Origin of the sequence: Novosphingobium oxfordense (genome assembly GCF_044029435.1) — a bacterium.
In the GTDB taxonomy this organism is placed as follows: Bacteria; Pseudomonadota; Alphaproteobacteria; order Sphingomonadales; family Sphingomonadaceae; genus Novosphingobium.
In genome coordinates, this window is the sequence record NZ_CP147008.1 from 2,274,874 (window position 1) to 2,296,219 (window position 21,346).

General features: G+C 62.9%; 16 protein-coding genes. 6 read left to right on the forward strand and 10 right to left on the reverse strand.

The genetic code is table 11. The annotated features are described in order from the left end of the window. The first annotated feature begins 50 nt into the window (after positions 1 to 50). Positions 51 to 2,846: a TonB-dependent receptor domain-containing protein gene (locus tag WBP07_RS32405; RefSeq protein WP_395397363.1), complete on the forward strand. Its 2,796-nt coding sequence runs from the start codon at positions 51 to 53 to the stop codon at positions 2,844 to 2,846. A gap of 48 nt (positions 2,847 to 2,894) precedes the next feature. Here the strand turns inward: WBP07_RS32405 and WBP07_RS32410 are convergent, their stop codons facing one another. Then, the gene (locus WBP07_RS32410) at positions 2,895 to 4,601 is read right to left on the reverse strand and encodes a sulfatase-like hydrolase/transferase (RefSeq protein ID WP_395397364.1); all 1,707 of its coding nucleotides are present in this window, start codon (positions 4,599 to 4,601) and stop codon (positions 2,895 to 2,897) included. A gap of 489 nt (positions 4,602 to 5,090) precedes the next feature. Here WBP07_RS32410 and WBP07_RS32415 point away from each other — a divergent pair, with 489 nt between their 5' ends. Continuing rightward, positions 5,091 to 6,302, forward strand: coding sequence for an MFS transporter (locus tag WBP07_RS32415; protein WP_395397365.1), 1,212 nt, complete (start codon positions 5,091 to 5,093; stop codon positions 6,300 to 6,302). 27 nt (positions 6,303 to 6,329) lie between these two features. On the opposite strand, the gene WBP07_RS32420 is transcribed toward WBP07_RS32415, so the two are convergent. The 6 genes from WBP07_RS32420 to WBP07_RS32445 form a co-directional block, all read right to left on the reverse strand. Beyond that, complete coding sequence (locus tag WBP07_RS32420; protein ID WP_395397366.1) at positions 6,330 to 6,773, reverse strand: pyridoxamine 5'-phosphate oxidase family protein; 444 nt, start codon at positions 6,771 to 6,773, stop codon at positions 6,330 to 6,332. 154 nt (positions 6,774 to 6,927) lie between these two features. Beyond that, on the reverse strand, positions 6,928 to 7,506 hold the full coding sequence (locus tag WBP07_RS32425; RefSeq protein WP_395397367.1) for a chemotaxis protein CheB: 579 nt from the start codon (positions 7,504 to 7,506) through the stop codon (positions 6,928 to 6,930). Further along, positions 7,503 to 8,327, reverse strand: coding sequence for a CheR family methyltransferase (locus tag WBP07_RS32430; RefSeq protein WP_395396132.1), 825 nt, complete (start codon positions 8,325 to 8,327; stop codon positions 7,503 to 7,505). The genes WBP07_RS32425 and WBP07_RS32430 overlap by 4 nt, the downstream gene beginning before the upstream one ends. 9 nt (positions 8,328 to 8,336) lie before the next feature. Continuing rightward, positions 8,337 to 11,768 carry a response regulator gene (locus WBP07_RS32435; RefSeq protein WP_395397368.1) on the reverse strand — a complete coding sequence of 1,144 codons (3,432 nt, stop codon included), beginning with the start codon at positions 11,766 to 11,768 and terminating at the stop codon, positions 8,337 to 8,339. A gap of 165 nt (positions 11,769 to 11,933) precedes the next feature. Then, complete coding sequence (locus tag WBP07_RS32440) at positions 11,934 to 13,349, reverse strand: UdgX family uracil-DNA binding protein (protein ID WP_395397369.1); 1,416 nt, start codon at positions 13,347 to 13,349, stop codon at positions 11,934 to 11,936. Continuing rightward, entirely contained in the window at positions 13,346 to 14,593 is a 1,248-nt protein-coding gene (locus tag WBP07_RS32445) for a putative DNA modification/repair radical SAM protein (protein WP_395397370.1), read from the reverse strand. Before WBP07_RS32445 ends, WBP07_RS32440 begins: the two co-directional genes overlap by 4 nt. Before the next feature lie 485 nt (positions 14,594 to 15,078). On the opposite strand from WBP07_RS32445, the gene WBP07_RS32450 reads away from it, so the two are divergent. Further along, positions 15,079 to 16,596: an alginate export family protein gene (locus WBP07_RS32450; protein WP_395397371.1), complete on the forward strand. Its 1,518-nt coding sequence runs from the start codon at positions 15,079 to 15,081 to the stop codon at positions 16,594 to 16,596. Positions 16,597 to 16,603: 7 nt separating this feature from the next. Here the strand turns inward: WBP07_RS32450 and WBP07_RS32455 are convergent, their stop codons facing one another. The 3 genes from WBP07_RS32455 to WBP07_RS32465 all read right to left on the reverse strand — a co-directional run bounded on the left by WBP07_RS32455 (position 16,604) and on the right by WBP07_RS32465 (position 17,826). Beyond that, on the reverse strand, positions 16,604 to 17,059 hold the full coding sequence (locus WBP07_RS32455; protein WP_395397372.1) for a c-type cytochrome: 456 nt from the start codon (positions 17,057 to 17,059) through the stop codon (positions 16,604 to 16,606). 4 nt (positions 17,060 to 17,063) lie between these two features. Beyond that, a complete protein-coding gene (locus WBP07_RS32460; protein ID WP_395397373.1) occupies positions 17,064 to 17,336 on the reverse strand; it encodes a hypothetical protein in 273 nt (90 codons plus the stop codon). Positions 17,337 to 17,397: 61 nt separating this feature from the next. Next, positions 17,398 to 17,826 (reverse strand): DUF983 domain-containing protein, encoded by a 429-nt coding sequence (locus WBP07_RS32465; RefSeq protein ID WP_395397374.1) that lies wholly within the window; start codon positions 17,824 to 17,826, stop codon positions 17,398 to 17,400. Between the two features lie 71 nt (positions 17,827 to 17,897). On the opposite strand from WBP07_RS32465, the gene WBP07_RS32470 reads away from it, so the two are divergent. The 3 genes from WBP07_RS32470 (at position 17,898) to WBP07_RS32480 (ending at position 21,329) form a co-directional block, all read left to right on the forward strand. Continuing rightward, complete coding sequence (locus WBP07_RS32470) at positions 17,898 to 19,292, forward strand: PLP-dependent aminotransferase family protein (RefSeq protein WP_395397375.1); 1,395 nt, start codon at positions 17,898 to 17,900, stop codon at positions 19,290 to 19,292. Between the two features lie 54 nt (positions 19,293 to 19,346). Next, on the forward strand, positions 19,347 to 19,955 hold the full coding sequence (locus WBP07_RS32475; RefSeq protein WP_395397376.1) for a hypothetical protein: 609 nt from the start codon (positions 19,347 to 19,349) through the stop codon (positions 19,953 to 19,955). 360 nt (positions 19,956 to 20,315) lie between these two features. After that, positions 20,316 to 21,329, forward strand: coding sequence for a sulfate ABC transporter substrate-binding protein (locus WBP07_RS32480; RefSeq protein ID WP_395398295.1), 1,014 nt, complete (start codon positions 20,316 to 20,318; stop codon positions 21,327 to 21,329). The last annotated feature ends 17 nt before the right edge of the window (positions 21,330 to 21,346 follow it).

Consider the following 21,346-nt stretch of genomic DNA (forward strand, 5'->3'; position numbering starts at 1 on the left):
CGGTGCCACAATAAGCGAATCGGGGCGCGAGCCGGGCGAACAGGCAAGTCATGTACAAGCAAGCAACGCGCCTGCTGGCGGCGACGCCCTGCGCCATGGCTGCCCTTGCGTGCACCACCCAGCCGCTGGCAGCCCGCACCGATCTGCGCGCCTTCGACATTCCCGCAGGCAATCTTGCGGCCGCCCTTGATGCATTCGGCCATCAGGCCGGCGTGCAGATTCTCTATCCCTACGCATTGGCGGCAAGTCTGCGCACGCCTGGTCTTCATGGCCGGATGAGCGCACGCAGCGCGCTGGACAGGCTGTTGAGCGGTCAGCAATTGGCGGTAGCACGCTTCGAAGCCGGTCTCGTCGTCCTGCGGCCCCTTCCTCCTCGCCAGCCGGTCCTTCCTTCCGCGCGCGCGCAGGCCAAGCCCCATGCCGCGACGCCCCTGCCCGCGGCCCCAAAACCGCCAATCGAACCGCAAGCGGACATCGTGGTAACCGGCCGGGCCGCGAACGCAGCGCTGTTGCCATCCGAATTGAGCTATGCGCTGACCGGCCTCGACCATGGAACCATCATGCGCGAAGGCGCGGTTTCAACGGCCTCCCTGTTTGAGCATATCCCCGGCTTCTGGGTGGAGGCTACCGGCGGCGAAGCCAGCAACAACGTGCGCGCGCGGGGCATACCCACCGATGGCTACTCCTCCGTCGCCATCCTGGAGGACGGACTGCCCGTTCAATACGACGGCGGCCTGGGCTATCTCAATACCGACCAGGTCTTCCGCACCGACGCCAGCGTGGAGCGGGCCGAGGCGGTGCGCGGCGGCCCATCGGCTGTGTTCGTGCCCAACGCGCCAGGCGGCAGCGTCAACTTCCTCACCCGCAGCCCGCTCAGGCACCCCGGCGCCGACATCTCCGTAACCGGTGGAAGCTTCGGCTATGCCCGCATCGATGGCTATGCCGGGATCCGGCTGAGCCCGAACATTGGGGTCGGGCTTGGCGGATTCTACCGCACCGACGCGGGCTTGCGCGATCCCGGTTACCCGGCGGATCGCGGCGGGCAGCTACGCGCCGCGATCGCCTATGACGATGGCAACCTGAAGATCGATGCAAACGTCAAGCATCTGGACGACAGGGTAATCCTCTACCTCCCGGTGCCGCTGCAATTCGGGGCGGACGGGCATGTGGAGGCGATCCCGGGTTTCGATCCGCTGCAAGACACGCTGGCCGGGCCGGACAATGTCCACGTGCCTTTTCTCACACCCAATGGCCCCCGTGATTTCGACCTTTCACAAGGCACGACCAGCCGGATAACATTCTATTCGCTCAGCGCGCGAATGGCTCTTCCCGGCAGCAGCGCGCTGGAAGTTCGCACACGGCTGCGGACCGGGACGACCCGCCGCAGCGGCCTGTTTCCCATCGGCCGGCCCACCACCGCCGAGGGCTACCTCGCCGGCGCCATGGCGAAGCTGCGCGCGGCGTGGCCCGGCGCGGCGAGTGCAGAAATCCGATACGCGGACGATGGCTCCGCCTTTTCCGGTGCAAGCAACGGCAACGGGCTGGTTGTGGGCGCAAACCTGATGGCCATTCAGATGCCCCTGCGCGAGGCCATGGCGGACGCACGCTTCACGACCGCTATGGAACTGGCCGGTCATCACGATCTGGCCCTGGGCGCGACTTTCGACGCCATGGACATGACGTTCGACCGGCAGACGGGCACAGTGCTGCTCGATGTGCGCGGGCAAGCGCGGCGGCTCGACGTCTTGGCGCTGGACGCGGCCGGGCAGGTCCTTGGCGGGCTGACCGACAACGGGTTCGTACGCTACGGATCGATCTACAACGCGGCGTCGCTGAATTCGAAAAACGTCGCCATCTATGCGGCAGACGAGTGGAAGCTCACGCCAACATGGCGGCTGGACTTCGGCGCGCGCTGGGAGAAGGTGCGGATCGGCGGTGGTACGGAACAAACGACCACCGTAGACCTCGGCGATCCGGCTACGCTTGCCGACGACGCGGTGATGACAGGAACTGGCGTGATCGAACCGATCGACAAGGCCTATTCCGGCGTGAGCTGGACGATCGCGGTGAACCATCGGCCGATCGCAGGCATCGGTACTTTTGCACGTTTCACTCGCACCGCGAGACTGCCCGCACCCACCGACTTCACCGAGAATGCGCAAGGCGTCGATCTCGCCCCCGTGCCGATCACGATGGCCGAAGCCGGGCTGACGCTCGAACACCGGAACTGGAACCTGACGGCCGTGGCGTTCCGCTCCCACTTCGCCCGCCTGCCCTTCACCGACTATCGCTTCGATACGACGAGCAATGCCTACATCGAGCAGACGTCCATTGCCGACACGACCACCTGGGGGCTGGAACTGAGTGGGCAAGCCCATGTCGCCGGACCGCTGCGCCTCGACTGGCAGGCCACCCTGCAAAACCCGCGATACCACGACTTTCGCTACACCGCGCTGGACGGGAACGCCAATGGCTCCTCCCAGGATGCCAACGGCAACCAACTGGTGCGGGTGCCCCGCCTTTCCCTCCGCGCCAGCTCGAGCATGGACCTATTCGATGGTAAGCTGACCATCGCCATGGATTTCCTGCGCTTTTCGCAGCGGTTTGCGGACGTTGCCAATACGCAGCGCCTGCCCGGCTATTCCATGATCAATGCACGCATCCACGCGGTGCTGCCCGATCACTTCGAACTGAACGTGCAGCTCAGCAACCTGACGAATGCTTTGGGCCTTACCGAAGGCAATCCGCGGGTGGGATCCTTCGATGCCGGAGGCAGCACCGGATACTTCCTTGCCCGCCCCGAATTCGGGCGCTCCATGCGCGTGACGCTCGCCTGGAATTACTGAGCCCTTGCCAATGATGCCCGCCGACCTGCTGCGTCTCCGCCGGACGATCTAGCTGTCAGACGAGAGAGGCTGGATCAACCGCCGGCGGTCGAGCGGCACCCAGACCGGCTGACGTTTGAGCCTGGCGTTGAACAAGATGTTGAAAGTGCCCGGGTCGATCGAAGGCGCGTCAAGGGGCAACCCATAACGCTGCTTGCTGATGACCGGATCGTAACCCATCAATTGCAATAGCGTCGGAAAGATCATGAAATGGCTTGAGCGGTCGTGATTGCCTGCAAGATCGCGCCGCCAGTCCACGCCGGAACCTCCCCTACCCGAACCACCTTTGCCCTCAATGACGACCAGCGGCACAGCCCCCTCCTGAGAAACCGGGGCTGGATCGCAGTGGGTATAGAGGCCAGAACTGCCATCCTCATGCAAGTTCTGGCCGTGGTCGGATGTGTAAATCAGGGTGGTATCTGCAAAATTGCCGTGTCGCAGCAGCAGGTCGAAAAAGACGCCAACGTTCCAAAGCAGCGTATTGCGATAACTGTTGCGATAGGTGACCCATTCGGACGGAGACCCAGTGAAGCCGATCTGCTTTCCGGTGTTGAACGGGTCAGCCACACCGCGCTTCAGCGCGGGCAAATACCGTAGTTCCGCGTCGGGATAGCGGTCCTGGATGGGGAAATGGGCCCCCTCCTTATTGATCAGGACGAACTTGGGCCGGGGGTCGTCAAGTGCCCGAATAAGCTGCCGTGCAGCAGCCATGTCGCGCTGTTGCAGCGGCAGATCCCGCAACTGAATGAAGTCGTCGATTTCGGCGCGCTCTGCCTCGGTCATGAAGTTCTGCAGGGTGCCGCCGGAGGTCTGGGCGTCGATATAGACGGTGCGCAGGCCGGCTTTGTGCGCGTAGGCCCAGATGGATGGCTGGGTTGCGATAATTCGCCGGTAATCGCCTCGAGTTCCGCCGTAACGCAGGGTCACGTTACTGCTCGAACTGCAATTGCTGACCGAGACAGCAAGGCCATAGTTGTAGATATCAAGCCCGGACCACGGGTGGGACAAGGGCGTCGGCACGCCTCCAGGTGAATTGATGTCAAGATATTGGCCCGCAATGCTCTCATCGACGACCAAGACGATATTCCGACTGCCCGGCCGCCGAATGCGGCGGATTTGCACGGGTTGGCGAGCGCCAATCTCTCCGCTCAACGCTTCGTAACCAGCAAGCCCCATATAAGCGATTGGCGGGAACGCGGACGGAAGCCCATCGCCACCGTCTCCGCCACGCACGAACATGATGAGGGCAAGGCCAAGCGAAGCCAGCCAAGGCGCTGCAACCGCCGCCCAGTTCGGCAACAGCGCCTTGCGTTTGCCCGGCCCCCACCCAATCGACAGCAGAAGAATAAGTGCAGGCACAAGCGCGCCAAGGAAGGCCGCTGCGTTCTGCGCGAAGGCATCGCCTAGCTCCCCCGTCGCATTCGTCAGGTTGATGAAGGCCTCATACGTCATGAACTGGGTGGTCGCGTGCCGGAACACCACCATAAAGTAGGCCGAACATGACAAAACCAGTGCACTCAGCCACCGAACCGCCGCTGGACGGATGAAAGCTGCGGCGAAAATTGCGCCCCACAGGAGCAGGAGCCTGCCGGCGAAACCCAGAAACATCTCCGGACCGTCCAGCATGGAAATATATCTGACCGTATTGGGCACCTCGATCAGAAAGGCGAGCGTCAGAAGGATGCCCTTCAGGTTAGCCCTACTAAAATAGATCATGCCGCAACGATCCGGGTTTAACGTGGAAAATCTTTGCTATGGAAGCGGGAACGCCGATCGATGCTGCGCCGGTAAAGACGCGTGCAATAATGCCTATTTGCCAAGTCGCATATTAAATCCCACCCCAGATAAGGGGGTATAGAAGCCACCGAGCCAGACGATACAGCCTGTGAAACAATTTTAATTGATTGAGGCGCCATTTTCTCAATATCGAAAATAGCTGATCGCACGCTAATCGTTGAATACGCCTTGCTACCTGGCGATAGCCATTGAAAAATAGCTTCCCGAAAGCGTCAGCGAGGGTGCCATCGGACTCCGGCGCATCGCAAACTTTCCAAACCCGGCTCGCAAACGGCCGGAGTGACCGCCGGGGTGATCAATGGGCCTGCCACGCGCGATTTTCCTGGTAGCATTCGTGTCCATCCTGTCTGCGGTGTAGGGTCAGGGCCACATCGCACCGGCTGAAAGGCCAGAAGAGCAGGTATTTTCGTGACCTATCTGGATGAATTGCGCTCGAATTGGCGCCCGCTACTTGCCGCAACGCTGGGGATCGGCACTGGAATGTCGCTCATCGGAACGGTCACGAGCGCCATCGCCCCCAGCATGATCGCCGACAACCACTGGTCGAAGGCAAGCTTCGCCATGGTGGGCAGCCTGGGCATCCTGACGGCGCTGGCCTTCCCGTTCATCGGCCGGCTTGCCGATGTGATCGGCGTGCGGTGGACGGCGCTGATCGGGCAGGTTTCGCTGCCGCTGGTCTACCTGGCCTACAGCATGATGAGTGGCGCGCTGGCCACGTATGTGTGGATCTTCGTGGTCCAGAGCACGATCTGCGTGACTACTACCGCCACCGTCTATGCCCGTCTGCCCGTGCAATACGTTCTGCGCGCAAGAGGCATGGCGCTTGCGATCGTCGCCTCCGGCCCCGCCATTACGAGCGCCATCGGCGGGCCCATCCTCAACACCTACGTAGAGACGAGCGGTTGGCGCGCAGCCTACGTGGCGATGGCGATCTTTACGGCGATCGCCGGCCTTGCGACCTTCCTGCTCATCCCATCACAGACGGGAACGCAGGCGGGGGCGATTGCCAAACCCAGAAGAGGGCGCGAGGACTATCCCGAAATCTTCCGCACGCGTGCATTCTGGATCTTGCTGGTCGTGATGCTGCTATGCAACTTGCCGCAGGTGATCATGCTGACCCAATTGAAGCTGGTTCTCCTCGACAACGGCGTGAGCGGCAAGGGTGCGGCGGTCATGATCAGCGCGCTGTCCATCGGCATGCTGTGCGGTCGTTTCATTACCGGATTTTCGCTCGATCGCTTCAATCCCTTCACGACCTCGTTCGTCACCCTTGGCCTGCCGAGCATCGGCCTGCTGATCATCGCCACCAGTTTCGATGCACCGGCGGTTCTGACACTGGCCGTCTTCCTCCTGGGCTTCGCGTTCGGAGCGGAAGGCGACATCGTGGCGTTTCTGGTCGGCGCCTGTTTCCCCGTGCGCGTGTTCGGTTCGGTGATGGGGCTTTTGACGGGCGCCATCTCGCTATCCGCCGCCTCGGGGGCCATGCTGCTCAGCTTCACGCTGGCCAGAACGGGCGGCTATGACCTGTTCCTTCAGATATCCGGCTGCGCGGTCATCGCCGGCGCTGGGTTGCTCTTGTTGCTAGGCAGGCAAAAGCAAGGGCTTGTGGAGGGAGTTTGAGAAGTCACTCAGCTTCGAAGCGGCTGATCAATAATGTTCGCCCAGCTTCGAATGATCCCAACTCACGAACTTGAATGGCGTAAACAAAACGACGGCGCGCTTTGTCATCGAAGCGCGTACTTGCCCCTCCATTTCCGAGCCTTCCGGGATCTTGAGCAGACCGCTCGAACGAATGTGGCGCATGTTCTCCGCCACCCGGTCGGGATCGAGGATGATTTCCGCGTCCGCATAGAGGATGACCGATTTAAGCGCATGATAGGTGTCACCGCTTTCCACCAGCAACGTCGCCCTTGGATCGCGCTGCAGGTTGAGGATCTTCTGGCTCTTGCGGAATGTCGTTATGATGATCCGGCCGGCGTGATCGATGCCGTAGTTCATCGGGACAGGATGGGGCATGCCGTCCGGGCCGATCGTAACGACGATGATGCGGCGCTGCTCATCCAGATATTGGCGAATTTCCTCCAGGGTCATCCTTATGAGGCTGCGACGCGAAGTCATCGTCCAATCCCGCTACAATCGATCCAGACTTGAAGTGGAATTGCAGGTGCAAAAACTCAATCGGGATCGCCGCCAGCCCCACGCATGATCGCCCCCGCGTCTCACGGAAGGCAATTCCAGCGCTTGGTCAGGTGGCCGCCGCCAGCCGCCGCATGCAATCGATGATGCCCGGCAGGTCTAGCACCAGAGCGGTCGGACAGGCCGACCGAGCCGCAGCCGGCATGGCCGCGCTGGCGGCGCTAGCCGGATCTTCGACGATTGCCAGTCCGCCAGCCTCGGCGATCGCCTTCAAACCCGCCGCGCCGTCATGGTTTGCCCCGGTCAGCACGATCCCTGCCAGTGCAGCGCCGAAAGCATCGGCAGCGCTCTCGAACAAAACATCGATCGCCGGCCGCGAGTAATTTACCGGGTCATCTACCGACAGGGCAAGCGATCCGCCGCTCTCGACAAGAAGGTGATAATCGGCGGGCGCGAAATAGACGACGCCGGGTAGCGCGATTTCCTTGTCTTCCGCTTCCTTGACCGGAAGACGGCAACGCGCAGCGAACAGGTCCGGCAATGCGCTGGCGCGATCGGGCGGGATATGCACGACGATGAGGATCGGCAGCGGATATGTTTCGGGCAGCGCCGGCAGGATCTCCAGCAAGGCCTGCACGGCTCCCGCCGATGCGCCGATGACGACGGCCTCGACCGGGTTCGGCGTCATCCGTCCAGCCTCTGATAGATTTTCTCTTCGCTCACAAAGTCCCCGAACGAACCGGCGTGCTGCGAGAAACGCAGGCTCTCCTTGGAGCCAAGCCCCAGGAAGCCCTTCCGTGCAAGCGAATCCCGGAAAAGGCCAATGGCGCGATCCTGCAATGGCCGGTCGAAATAGATCAGCACATTGCGGCAGGATATGAGGTGCATCTCTGCAAAGACGGCGTCGGTCACCAGACTGTGGTCGGAAAAGACCACCTGACTGCGCAGGCTCCTGTCAAAGACCGCCCGGCCGTAATCAGCCATGTAGTAGTCGGAAAGGGATGTGCGCCCGCCGGAATTCTGGTGGTTCTCGGTATATTTCTTGATCTGGTCCAGCGGATAGAAGCCAGCCTCCGCCGCGCGCAGCGCTTCCGGATTGATGTCGGTTGCATAAAAGATCGTACGGTCAGCCAAGCCCTCCTCCCGGAAGAGGATCGAAAGCGAATAAAGCTCTTCCCCATTGCTGCACCCCGCGACCCAGACCTTCAGGGAAGGATAGGTGGCAAGATGGGGAATGACCTGTTCGCGCAGCGCCCGATAATAGCCGGGATCGCGAAACATCTCGCTCACCTGCACGGTCAGGTAATTGAGCAGGCGCGGCAGGGTTCTCCCGTCATGCAGAAGCCCCTCCTGCATGGCGGAAAAGTTTGCAAAGCCCAGCCTCGCCCGCGCCTCCGTCAGACGCCGTTTGATGGACGCACGGGCGTAGTGCCGGAAGTCATAGTGATAATGCTGGTAGAGCGCCTCCAGAAGAAGCTCGATCTCCAGATCCTCAACCCCGTCGCGCACAAGGCCTCCTCATCGCGGCATCCATACGCGAACAAGCGAAAGCAGCTTGTCCACGTCGATCGGCTTGGCCAGATAATCATTGGCACCCGCCTCCAGACAACGTTGCTGGTCATCGGGCATGGCCTGCGCGGTGAGCATGATGATCGGCAGCTTGCCCCAGCGGGCATCGGCGCGAATTTCCCGCGTCGCGGTGAGGCCGTCCTTCACCGGCATCATCACGTCCATCAGCACGAGATCGATCGGGGACGAAGCGTCCTCGCCAGCGCTTGCCAGTGTATCGATCGCCTCCTGCCCATTGCGGGCAATCTCGACGATGGCGCCGCGCGGTTCGAGCACGCTCGACAGCGAGTAGATATTGCGCACATCGTCCTCGACGATGAGGATGCGCCGCCCCTCAAGCGCGGCATCGCGATGCCGGGCCTGCTCGATCATGCGGCGGCGCTCGGGCGGCAATTCGGACACTACTTGGTGCAGGAAGAGCGAGACTTCGTCGAGCAGGCGCTCGGGCGATTTGGCCCCCTTGATGATGATCGAACTGGAATAGCGGCGCAGCCGCTGCTCGTCGTCGGCGGAAAGTTCATGACCGGTATAGACGATCACCGGCGGGAAGCCGTGTTCGCCCTCTTCACTCAGCGCTTCGAGCAGGGCGAAACCGGACGTGTCCGGCAGCGAGAGGTCCAGCACCATGCAGTCGAACGTCTGGAGGCGAAGCTGTTCCAGGCACTCTGCGGCCGACCCGACGCCCACCGTCTCGACATCGTCGGAAACCAGCAGGCGCGAGACCGCGTCGCGCTGGATATCGTCGTCCTCGACAATGAGCACGCGGCGCATGCGCGAGGCAAGTTTGGCCTGAAGCCCCGCCAGCACTTCGGCAAGCTCCTCTCGCTTGACCGGCTTGATATGATAGCCAACGGCACCGAGGGACAGCGCGGTCTGGCTCTGGTCCGCCGCCGAGATCACATGGATCGGGATGTGCCGCGTCTGGTCGTCATGCTTGAGGCGGTCCAGCACGGTAAGGCCAGACTGGTCCGGCAGGCCGAGATCCAGCACGATGGCGCTTGGGTGGAATTCGTGCGCAAGCTTCATGGCCTCTTCCGCCGTCCCGGCGACAATGCACCGGAAATCGAGTTCGCGCGAAAGATCGCAGACGATCCTGGCAAACACCGCATCGTCCTCGATCACGAGCAGGACGCGATGGCCTTCCGACAGAGCACCGCGATCGTCCTCCAGGCTCCATGCAGAGGCCATGGGCGCGGCTGGCGCCTTCGCTGCCGGGATGGCCGGAACCTCCACCGGTCGCGTTGCCCTCGCAGCCGGCAAAGCAATGGCGCCGGCATCGTAGGCCGCAGGCAGACGCAGGCTGAAGGTGCTGCCCTCGCCTTCACGGCTTTCCAGTGCAATCCTGCCCCCCAGAAGGCGCGCCAGTTCGCGGGAGATCGAAAGCCCCAGCCCGGTGCCCCCGAACTTGCGGCTGATGGTGCTGTCGGCCTGGTGAAAAGCCTCGAATATAGTGGACTGCTGCTGCGCGGATATGCCGATCCCGGTATCGCGCACGGCAAAGGCAATGCCCTGCTCTCCCCCGCCGCCGATTGCCAAGGTAACGCCGCCACGCTCGGTGAATTTGAAGGCGTTCGAAAGCAAATTCTTGAGGATCTGCTCAAGCCGCACGCGATCCGTTTCGATGGTGCGCGGGCAATCTTCGGCAAGCGCGATGTCAAAGCTGAGCGAGCGTGCTTTAGCTACAGGTTCGAACACCTGCCGCAAGTCCGCGGTTAGCCGCTGCAAGGCCACCGTTTCGGGACGGATATCGACATGTCCCGCCTCGATCTTCGACAGGTCCAGGATGTCGTTGATCAATGTCAGCAGATCGTTCCCGGAGGATTCGATCGTCTGGGCGAACTTGATCTGTTCGTCGGAAAGATTGCCCTGCGGATTATCTCCCAGCAACTTTGCCAGAATGAGCAAGGAATTGAGCGGCGTGCGCAGTTCATGGCTCATGTTCGCAAGGAAGTCGGACTTGTACTGGCTTGCCTGTTCCAGCTCGCGCGCCTTGGTTTCCAGCCCGGCCGCTGACCGTTCGAGTTCGTCGCGCTGGGTTTCCAGCGTTTGCGCCTGCTCCTCCAGCTGGCTGTTGTTCTGCTCCAGCGCGACCTGCTGCTGTTCCAGGCGCGTCTGCGATTCCTTGAGCGCGCGGCCCTGCTCCTCAAGCTCCTCGTTGGATACGCGCAGTTCCTCGCTCTGCGCCTGCAATTCGCCGGCCTGCCGCCGCGTTTCCTCAAGCGCATCTTCAAGGCGGGCCCGGAATCGTGCCGAGCGAAGCGCTATGCCGATCGCGGGCGCGGCCTCTTCCAGGAGTTCGAGTAATTGCGGATCGACCGTCTTGAAAAAGCCAAGTTCCATGACGGCGTTGACGACACCGTCGGCAAGCGCCGGAACGATCACAAGGTGTCGGGGACGGTCGCGACCGAATGCCGAACCTATGGTAAGGTAGCCGGAAGGCACGTCCCGCAGCACCATCGGCCGGGCATCTTCTGCAACCTGCCCCAGCAGGCCTTCCTTGAGATTGAAGGCTGCCGGCATATCGGCGTCTTGCGGAACGCCGCGCGTTGCGACGCGGATGAACCGGCCATTCTCTCCCTTGAACAGCGCCCCGCCCTCAAGGCCGGTATAGGCGGCCAAATGCGAAAGAATGTCTTCGCCAAGCCGCTCGACCGACTTGTCGCCGCGCATGGCCTCGGCCAGTCCGACCTGGCCGGACTGCAACCATTGCCTGCGTTCCTGACTGCGCGCGTTGCGCCGCAACAGAATGAAGATCGCGATCGTCAGCCCGCCACCCAGCAAACCCGAGACGATGCAACTGGTGATCGCTGCCTGGGACGCAAGGTTCATCTCGTAAACGCGTTGCTGCCTTAGCCGCAGTTCCTCCCGCGCCATCGTCTCGACCTGGCTGCGTATCGCATCCATCGACTGCTTTCCGCGATCCCCCGTAACGACGGTCATGGCCGCAGCCAACCCGCTGGATCGGCGAAGGTCGATCGTTTCGCGCAGCTCTCCCAACTTGGTGTCGATATGCCGGCGCAAGGGCGCGATACTGGCCTGCTGCACGGGATTGTCGCTGGTCAGGCTGGCCAGTTTGGACAGCCGGTTCGGCAGCGCCGCAACGGCGGCGAGATAAGGTTCAAGGTATTTGTCGGCACCGGTCAGCAGATATCCGCGCTGCCCCGTCTCCGCGTCCTGCGTGGTGGAAAGGAGATCGTCGAGCGCGATGAGCACTTCGTGCGTATGCCGAATGGCTTCATCGGCATCCTGGATATCCTGGATGTTCGAATAGGCAGCCCACGCGCTGACGAGGAAAAAGCCCAGCCCCAATATCAATCCGGCAACGGACCAGCTCTTCGACCGGCCAGCCGAACCAAATCCCACCGTTGTATCCCCCGTCATTCATCTCGATCCGTTACCCTGTCAGATCGCCCCAACTCATTCATCTCCAAAAGGTTCCCGCCCGCAAAGGGCAGCCACATGATTATGGAGAAAGAAGCACCGGAAACAGCCAGATCATCCTTCGCGGTTCATTACGCCCCCGGATGCAACGCCCGCCCCGCCAATTTACGAACGGTGCGTCGCTTCGATCGTGATGGTTGCCAAGATACGCGCCAACCCGGCCAGATCTTCGGCGAACCGGGCATGTTCGCGCTCGCGGGCATCGCCTTCCAGGCGCAAGAGATAGCTGGGGTGGGCTGTCAACCAAACCGTGCTTCCATCAGCCATCGCGATCGCCTGACCGCGCTCTCGGCCGATGGCGGGTGTGCGGCCCAATAGACCGCGCGCACCGGTTGCGCCCAGGGCCAGGATGACCTTCGGCTTTACCAGTGCACGTTCGGTGTCGAGCCACCAGCGGCACATGTCAATCTCGTTGGCCGTCGGCGTCTGGTGCAGGCGCCGCTTTCCACGCGGCGCGAACTTGAAGTGCTTTACCGCATTGGTCACAAAGGCCCGGCTCCGATCGATCCCCGCCTCGCCAAGCGCGCGGTCTAGCAATTGGCCGGCCGGCCCGACGAAGGGACGATGTTCGCGCTCTTCACTGTCGCCGGGCTGTTCGCCCACGATCATGAGTTCGGCCAATTCCGGCCCTTCTCCCATCACCGCGCGGGTTCCATTGCAGCCGATCGGGCAGCGGCGACATCGAGCGATCCCTTCCGCCACCCCGCCGAGGCTAAGAGGCGCCGGTTCCTGCGCGAAAAGGTCGGTGCCCGTGTCGATCATCGCCGTCTCGCGCTTGTGTGCGCTGGCGATCAGGTCCGGTATCTGGCTCGCTTCGGGCAGGTTCTTCCAATAGCGGCGCGGCATTTCCTTGACCATCATGCCCACCTTCAGCCGGGCGGGATTGAAGATCGATCGGTAATAGCCCAGCCACAAGTCCTCTATCGCGTCCTCGGCCGGGGCATCGCCGCGCGCTGCGGCGGGACCTTCGAACAAAGCCGCACCGTCCCAGTGGAGCGAGAGGCGCGGGGTCAGGATCGACCAGCGCTGGCTGGCGAAACGATTGACGAAAAACGCGGCATTGGCACGCTCGATCCGATGTTCCGGTTCGAACCAGGCGACATACCGTTCGCCGCCATCTTCGTCCGTCACCGCCCGGAAGCGGACGAAGGCCCGCATCTTGTGGATGTCGCGCCTTACCTGTTTCGCCAGACGCTCCAGCGCCACCACATCGCGATCGGCCGCATCGTCGAGCAGGCGCGGTCGATCCTGCAAACGCCACAAGATGCGATACAGCAAGCCTAGCCGTGCTGGATCTACATGAAGAACAGCACTTCGGGCCAGATCCATGAACGCGAGGCTGGCACGAACTTCGCGCCAAGAGCCGCTTTGCACCGGCGAAGGTCCGGCGAAGAGATCCATCGCCCCGGTCCCATCGCTCCATGCCGCGTCTTCCGGCGCCACCCCTTGCATAATCAGCCGACGAGCCTCGTCACGCCAGGCCTCGAAATCGTCCGGCTCGGCCAGTTCGGCCGCGATCATGCGAAAAGTTCCATCTGCTTGGCCGGGGGAGCCAGTCGGGCGCGCAAGTCCGCGCTGTCCAGCAGGGTCGGGCGCCAGTCCGCCGTCACCACGAAAGGACGAAGCTTGCGCACGGAAACGGTCAGCCGCGCAACGTCCTCGATCCTGATCGCCCGATGTCGGCGGGCGATCAGGATCGCATCCACCGCCTTTACCCCCAGCCCCGGCACCCGCAGCATCGCCTCTCGCGGAGCGCGGTTGAGGTCGATCGGGAAACGCCCCCGGAACTTGAGCGCCCAGGCCAGCTTCGGATCGATGTCCAACGGCAGCATGCCGTCGTCATCCGCCGCCTGCTGCACCTCCTGCGGCGCGAAGCCATAGAAGCGCATCAGCCAATCGAACTGATAAAGCCGATGCTCGCGCATAAGCGGCGGGCGTTTCAGCGGCAGGACGGCGCTAGCCTCGGGGATCGGGCTGAAGGCCGAATAGTAGACCCGTTTCAGCGCGAAGCGATCGTAAAGCGTGCTGGCCTTGCCGACGATCTGCGCATCGCTGGCCCCGTCCGCGCCGACAATCATCTGCGTCGATTGCCCGGCGGGCGCGAACTGCGGCGCCTTGGTGAAGCGCTTCTGCGCATCCCGCGCCTCTATTATCGCACCTGAAAGCGTGCCCATCGCGCCTTCGATCACCGGGCCATTTTTGTCTGGAGCGAGACGGGCGAGGCCATCGCTGGTGGGCAGTTCCACGTTGATGGAGACGCGGTCCGCCCATAGCCCGGCCTGCGCCAGCAATTCGGGATCCGCCTCAGGAATGGTCTTCAGATGGATGTAGCCGCGAAAATCGTGCTCCTCCCGCAAGATCCGGGCAACTTCGACGAGTTGTTCCATCGTGTGGTTCGACGATTTCACGATGCCCGAGGAAAGGAACAGCCCCTCGATATAATTGCGGCGATAGAAAGAGAGGGTGAGGTCCACGACCTCTTGCGGCGTGAAGCGCGCCCGGCGGACGTTGGAACTCTTGCGATTGATGCAGTAGTGGCAGTCAAAGATGCAGTGGTTGGTCAGCAGCAGCTTGAGCAGGGAAATGCAGCGTCCGTCCGGCGCGTAAGCGTGGCAGATGCCCATGCCCTCCGTCGATCCCAGCCCGCGTCCGTCGCTGCTGTTTCGCTTGGCCGTCCCGGACGATGCGCAAGAGGCATCGTACTTGGCCGCGTCAGCCAGAATTTCGAGGCGCTCCTTGATCGAAAGGGGGGATGTTCGGGACATTTGTTCTTTATATGTTCCATCCATCCTCCGCGCAACCCGTTCCGCGGCTGAAGGGCGGTAAGTCCTATGGGCATTCGGGTGACTTGCCATCCGGCGCCGTGACGGGCCGGGTATCGGACGCATACTGCATTGGTCTTGGCCATGCGGGCCGCAAGACGATATTTCCATCGGCAGGGGCATTCCGCGTCCACGCGGTGGCACCCGATAAAACAAGAAATGTTGATGGAGAAGATGCCGTGGTCGCCATGACCCTCGCGGGAATTCCCGCGCCGAATTCACTCGCCCGCTCCGGATTGTCGCAGTCGTAGCGCCGTCGGCCTAGAGCAGTTGATCCGATTGCATCGGATCAACTGCTCTAAGCTTTTGGTTTGGCGCGTTTTCCGAGTCATCAGGTGATTCCACCTGATTAGAAAACGCTCTAGCGCCAACGGAAAGCCGCATCGGCTTCCCACCCGCTTTCGCACGCACATCATCGGAGAGTGACGATGGTCAGCCTTCTGGTTCTGGCCGCGGCTACGGCTGCGCCTGCAATGCCCGCCCCTCAGGACGAACTGCAACAGGTGCCGACGGCCCCTGCCCCGACGACACCCGCACAACCGCCGCGCGTGACACTGCCCGTGCCGCCCACTGCGCCCACCGATCTTTCCAAGGCCGCGGTGGAGAACCCGCCGATGGGTTCGGACGTCCAGCTTCAGCGCACGCCGCGCGCGCAGGCGCTGCCTTATGACGAGGATTACAGCGACTTTGCCGATCCGGCCAAGCGCAAGGGACTCTGGGCCAATCTCAAGTACATTCCGCTGACGGACGCCAGTTACCTTACGCTTGGCGGCGAACTGCGCTGGCGCTTCGAACTGCGCAACGAGGAACGCTTCGGCGGCGGCAAGCAGGATGACGACGGCAACTTCGAACAGCGCATCCGCGTCTGGGCCGACCTGCATCTGGGCGATCATCTGCGCGTGTTCGGCGAACTGAAGAGCGGGTTGCAGGCCGGCTATAGCGGCCAGCAACTCGTTTCGGACAAGAAGACGATCGATCTGGCCCAGGCCTTCATTGAAGTACATGCCCCGGCTGGCGACGGCACGCTGAGTTTCCGCGTCGGCCGGCAGGAAATTGGCATCGGCGGCTTTCGCCTGTTCGACATGCGCGATGGGCCGAACGTTCGCCGCTCTTTCGATGCAGCGCGCATCCGCTACACGCGCGGGCCGTGGGACGCGGAAGTGCTGGGCGGCTTCACGATCACCGAGACGACCACAGCCTTCGACAATAGCACCAATTACGATGCGCCCTTCTGGGGCGCGCGCGTGGCCCGCGACATGGGCTGGATGCTTTCCGGCGCAAGGCTGGAGGGGCTGTGGGTCCACACGAGGCGGCCCATCGCGAAGTATGACGCCGGCGCTGCGGCGGAGGACCGCGATACCTTCTCGCTCCGTTTCAGCGGCAAGCACGAAAAGCTGGAGTGGGATGTTGAAGGTATCGGCCAGACCGGACACTGGGGCCAGCAGACCGTTCGCGCCGGCTTTCTGACTGCGTACGCCAGCTACGGCCTCTCGCTACCCGCCGCCCCGCGCCTTGGCATGCGGTTCGAGATCGGATCGGGCGACAAGAACAAGTCCGACAACCGGATGAACACATACTATCAGCTGTTCGCCCGTCCGCTGACGATCAACGGCGAACTGGGCCGGGCCAACCTCATAACCGTGGGCCCTACCGCCACGATCACGCCGATGAAGAAGCTAACGGTCGACGCCACGGTGATGGGCCTCTGGCGCACGTCTCGCCAGGACGGGCTCTATGGCGCGCCAGGGCAGCTTATCATCAACGCGGACGAGGGAACCGCACGGCAGGTCGGCGTGCGCGGCACGCTGGGCGCGCGCTATGCGATTTCGCCGTTCTGGGTGGTGGGCACCTACTACAACCACGTCCAGAAGGGCCGCTTCCTGAATCAGGTGCCTGACGGCCACAACCTTGATTACTTCAACATGTTCACGACGCTGCGCTTCTGACGGAGGATCAGCGTGTGGGTGCCTGCGTCCGCAGGTAGGCGATCAGATCGGCGCGGTCGAGCGGATCGGGCACCCCACCGAACTGCATCGCGGTCCCGGGGACGAGTGCGGCGGGATTTGCCATCCATGCATCCAGCGTCCGCTCGTCCCACTGCCCATCCGCCCGAGTGAGCGCGGCGGTATAACCATATCGCGTGCGATTGGTGCCGAACCTCTTGCCGAAGACGCCGAAGAGGTTCGGTCCGCCCCGGTCCATCGCGCCTTCCATCACGCTGTGGCAGCTGGCGCATTGCCCGAACTTGCGCGCGCCGGCATCGGCACTGGCGACTTTCATCAGGCTTTCCAGCGTGGGGTGAGGGCCAGCCGCCTTCAGACGTTCGTCATGGCGGTCGTCTCCGCAACCACCCAACATCGCGGCGGCGGCCAGCATGACCGGCAGGGCCTTGGCAGTAAAACCAGTCATGTGGTCAGTCGCGATGGAAGAACGCAGGGCGGCCGGCCAGCACATTGCGCGCCATCAGCCCGCCGTCGTGCGTCGCCAGCGCGCCGCCCGGCATGGCATCGTCCCAGAAGCCGTGATCGGCATATTGGCCGAGCGCTTCCTCATACCGTTCCACCAATCCCGCCTGCGCGGAGAACAGATCGAGCGCGACGCGGATTTCCGGAAAGTCGTCCCCCTCCCCGTCACGCACCGCGCGCGAAAGGTCCGCGCGTCCGGTCGCATCGAAGCATCCGGCCACGAATGCGCGGGCCAAATCGAGCGGCCGCTGTCGCGACGGACGAACGCGTTCCAAGGTGCCCTCAGCCGTCACGCTGCTTCGCCCGCGCGTTGAGATCGGCCCAAAGCTTCTCGGTCCCAGCCTCCTGCGCCTTGTTCACGTATTGAGAGGCGACCAGCCAGCCCTTGATATATTGCAGCGGCACCACGCACCCGATCCCCAGCAAGGGGAACGAGGTTACCAGGTGAACCCAGAACGGCGGTTCGAAGGCGACCTGCAACCACACCGCGAAGAACGTGAGTGGAAAGGCGATGAGGCAGAGTGAAAAGAACGCCGGCCCGTCATCCGGCGCAGCGAAGCCGTAGTCCAGCCCGCAATTCGGGCAGGTAGTCTGCAGTTTCAGCCACTTGCGAAACATCGGCCCCTTCCCGCAACGCGGGCACAAGCCTTTGAGACCGCAGCGGAATATCCACTGCGCTTTGGTGGTCTGCGGTGTGTCTGGTGTCGTCATGGTCCAATCCGCGTAAGCGTGTCCCTCGAGTCGATATTGCCTTATATGGGTTTTGCATGCATACAAAGTCAATGCATACCACGACGCAAAGATGGCTGCCGGATATCGGGCAGGTCAACGGACCGGTCTATCTGGCCATATGCGCCGCCATTGCGCGCGATCTTGAACAGGGCCGGCTGACCCCCGGCGATCGTCTTCCGCCCCAGCGCGAACTGGCGGATGCTCTCGGGGTCGATGCCGGAACGGTGACTCGCGCTTATGCGGAGGCCCGCAGGCAAGGCCTGATCGATGCAGAAGGCCGGCGCGGCAGCTTCGTGCGGGGAAGGCCCGGCAGCAACGCTGCGGACGAGATCCCCCCTTTCGACACCGGAATGAACCTGCCTCCGGTCCCAGCGAGCGGCACATTCGCAAAGAGTTTCGCGGCAAACTTGCAGGAAGTTCTGAGCGGGCCCGCCGCAGCGAACCGCCTGCAATACCAACCGTCAGGCGGATCGCCCGAGGATCGCTCCGCCGGAGCGCAGTGGCTCGCCTCCTCCGGCATCGAGGCGAGCGAAGACAACGTCGTGGTCACCAGCGGCGCGCAGACCGCGCTTCACGCCGTTGCCAGTTCCATCCTGCAACCCGGAGACTCGGTCTGCACCGGACCCTTCGTCTATCCGGGCTGGACGGCCATCTGCCGCCGGCGGGGCATTACCATCGTCCCGCTTCCCGCCGACGAGCACGGCATCGATCCGGATGGGCTTGAGCGGGCCTGCGCGGCGGCAACCATCCGCGCCGTCTATCTGGTTCCGGACAACGACAATCCGACGACCGCGACACTCAGCCATGAACGGCGGACACGGATCGTCGAGATCGCACGCCGGTACGACGTGCTGATCATAGAGGATGATCCGTACTCCCGCCTGGGGACCGGCGACCTTCCTCCCCTTGCCGCGCTGGCGCCGGAGCGGACGTGGCATGTCGCCAGCCTGTCCAAGCTGATCTCCCCGTCGCTGCGCATCGCCTATCTTCGCGCGCCCCTTCTTCGCGACGCGCTGCGCCTTGCCACCGATACGCATGAGACCACGATCATGCCGCCGCCACTCAACATGGCCGTATCCACGCGCTGGCTGAACGACGGTAGCTGGGCGACACTCGTCGGCGAAGTGCGTGCCGAATGTCAGGCGCGGCAGGCGATCGTCGCCGATGTCCTGCCCGCCGATACCTATCGCGCAGCGCCGACCGGCTATCACCTCTGGATCCCTCTCCCCGGCGAAACGCGTGCATTCGAATTGGTAAACGCCTTGCGCACGCTGGGCGTTTCGGCCGTATCTAGCGAGCACTTCCGCGTCGATCCCGCGTGCTCGCAACATGCCGTGCGGCTATCGATCGGCGGCAGCGTGGACCATCGGCGGCTGCGGCGCGCGCTGGAAGTGACCGAAGCCATGCTCCACCACCGGGACGGCCGGGCCAGCCCGATGGTGTGAGGATCAACCAGTCGGGCTATGGCCTCCGACTGCTTGCGGCGCTAAGGGGCCGCCATGTCGATTGTCAAAGATCTCGTCGAACTGGGTAAGCATATAGCCGCGCAGCATGGCTGGCCCGCCGCCAAGGCGTTCAAGGCCTATGAAATGAGCGAGGCCGATCGCGCCGTGCTGTCGAAATGCGCGGTCGATCTGTTGAAGATTTTCCCGTCGGCCCCCGGAACCAGCGCCTTGATGAGCGCCGCCCTGGCCGTCCATCTCGAAAGCCGGCTGGATGCGCCCATCCAGGTCGTGGCGGGCACGCTCTCGGTCGAGGGCGTGCCGGTATTTGGCGACCGCATGCCGTTCGACGGCGCCACGATCTTTGGCGACGCCGATACGGATTGGGCCCATCCGGACTGGAACGGCCACGTTTGGGTGATGATCGGCGGCTATATCGTCGACATTTCAATCTTCCGATCCGCCTATTCGGCTCAGGGACCGGCCCGGCTGGCGCGGCACGTCGATCTGGTCTTCGGGCCGAACAAGGGCCTCTACGTGGATCGCTGGAAGCGCACCGCGCAAATGGGCCTGAGCTACGAGCCGCAATATGTCCTCAGCGCGGAAGACGTGACGCGCCTGATGGGCGGCGCCTACCACCTTATCAAGCAGAACGGCGCCGAGTGACCCGCCGCCGGTAGCGCGAAAGCTACCGCCCCGGTGATCCCTTGACCTTTATGCCCCGCGCCTTGGATGAAGGCGCGGGTGTTTTCGGCTGCCTGTCACTGGAACGCGGCAGCGCCCCATCCATTGTGATTCCTGAATGGGAACGCCGGAACACGCCTTCTTTTCACGGCATATCTTGAAAACGGAGCACCTTGCCGCGCGCCTTATTCCGCCTCCCTCGCATGGGCGATGGCCTGCCTCCAAAACCCCGCTTGTATCCCTGCAACAAGAACTTTAATGTCAACCAAATCAATTGAGATTAGGCATGCACTTCTGAACGGGAGACGTGACAAGATGAGTGCCACCAAAATCCACCGCCGCATGTTCCTTGCCGCGGCAGCCGCAACGGCGCTGACCGCTTCGCTTGCGGGCTGCGGGGGCGGCGGGAAGGCTGGAAACAGCGTTCAGATCACCAATGTCTCCTACGATCCGACTCGCGAACTCTACCAAGCGATCAACCCAGCCTTCGCCACCTACTGGAAGAAGAAGACCGGGCAGGACGTGACCTTCCGCATGAGCCACGGCGGTTCGGGCAAGCAGAGCCGCGCGATCATCGACGGGCTCGACGCCGATGTCGCCACGCTGGCGCTGGCCTATGACATCGACGTGATCTCAACCAAGGCGAAGCTGCTGCCCGCCGATTGGCAGAAGGCCCTGCCCGACAACAGCTCTCCCTACACGTCCACCATCGTGTTCCTCGTCCGCAAGGGCAATCCGAAGGGCATTCACGACTGGAACGATCTGGTGAAGCCGGGCGTAGAGGTCATCACCCCCAACCCCAAGACCAGCGGCGGCGCGCGCTGGAACTTCCTGGCCGCCTGGGCCTATGGCCGCAAGGCCGGCGGCGGATCGGAAGCGGCGGGCGAGGCCTATGTGAAGCAGCTCTTCTCGCACGTGCCCGTGCTGGACAGCGGCGCGCGCGGATCGACCACCACCTTCGTCGAACGCGGCATCGGCGACGTCCTGCTGGCCTGGGAGAACGAGGCACTGCTGGCCGAGAAGAAGCTTGGCGCCGGCAAGTTCGAAATCGTCAATCCCTCGATCTCGATCCTGGCAGAGCCGCCGGTTGCCGTCATCGCCGCCAACGCGAAGAAGCATGGCACCGAGGAAGTATCCAAGGCCTACCTCGAATATCTCTACACGCCTGAGGCGCAAGTGGCGATCGCGCGCAACTTCTACCGGCCCAGCGATCCCAAGATCGCCGAACAGTTTGCGGGACAGTTCCCGAAGATCAACCTCGTGACTATCGACAAGGACTTCGGCGGATGGACCAAGGCTCAGAAAACGTTCTTCGACGACGGGGGCGCGTTCGACCGGATCTACACCAAGAAGTAAACCGGCGCCCCCGGGTT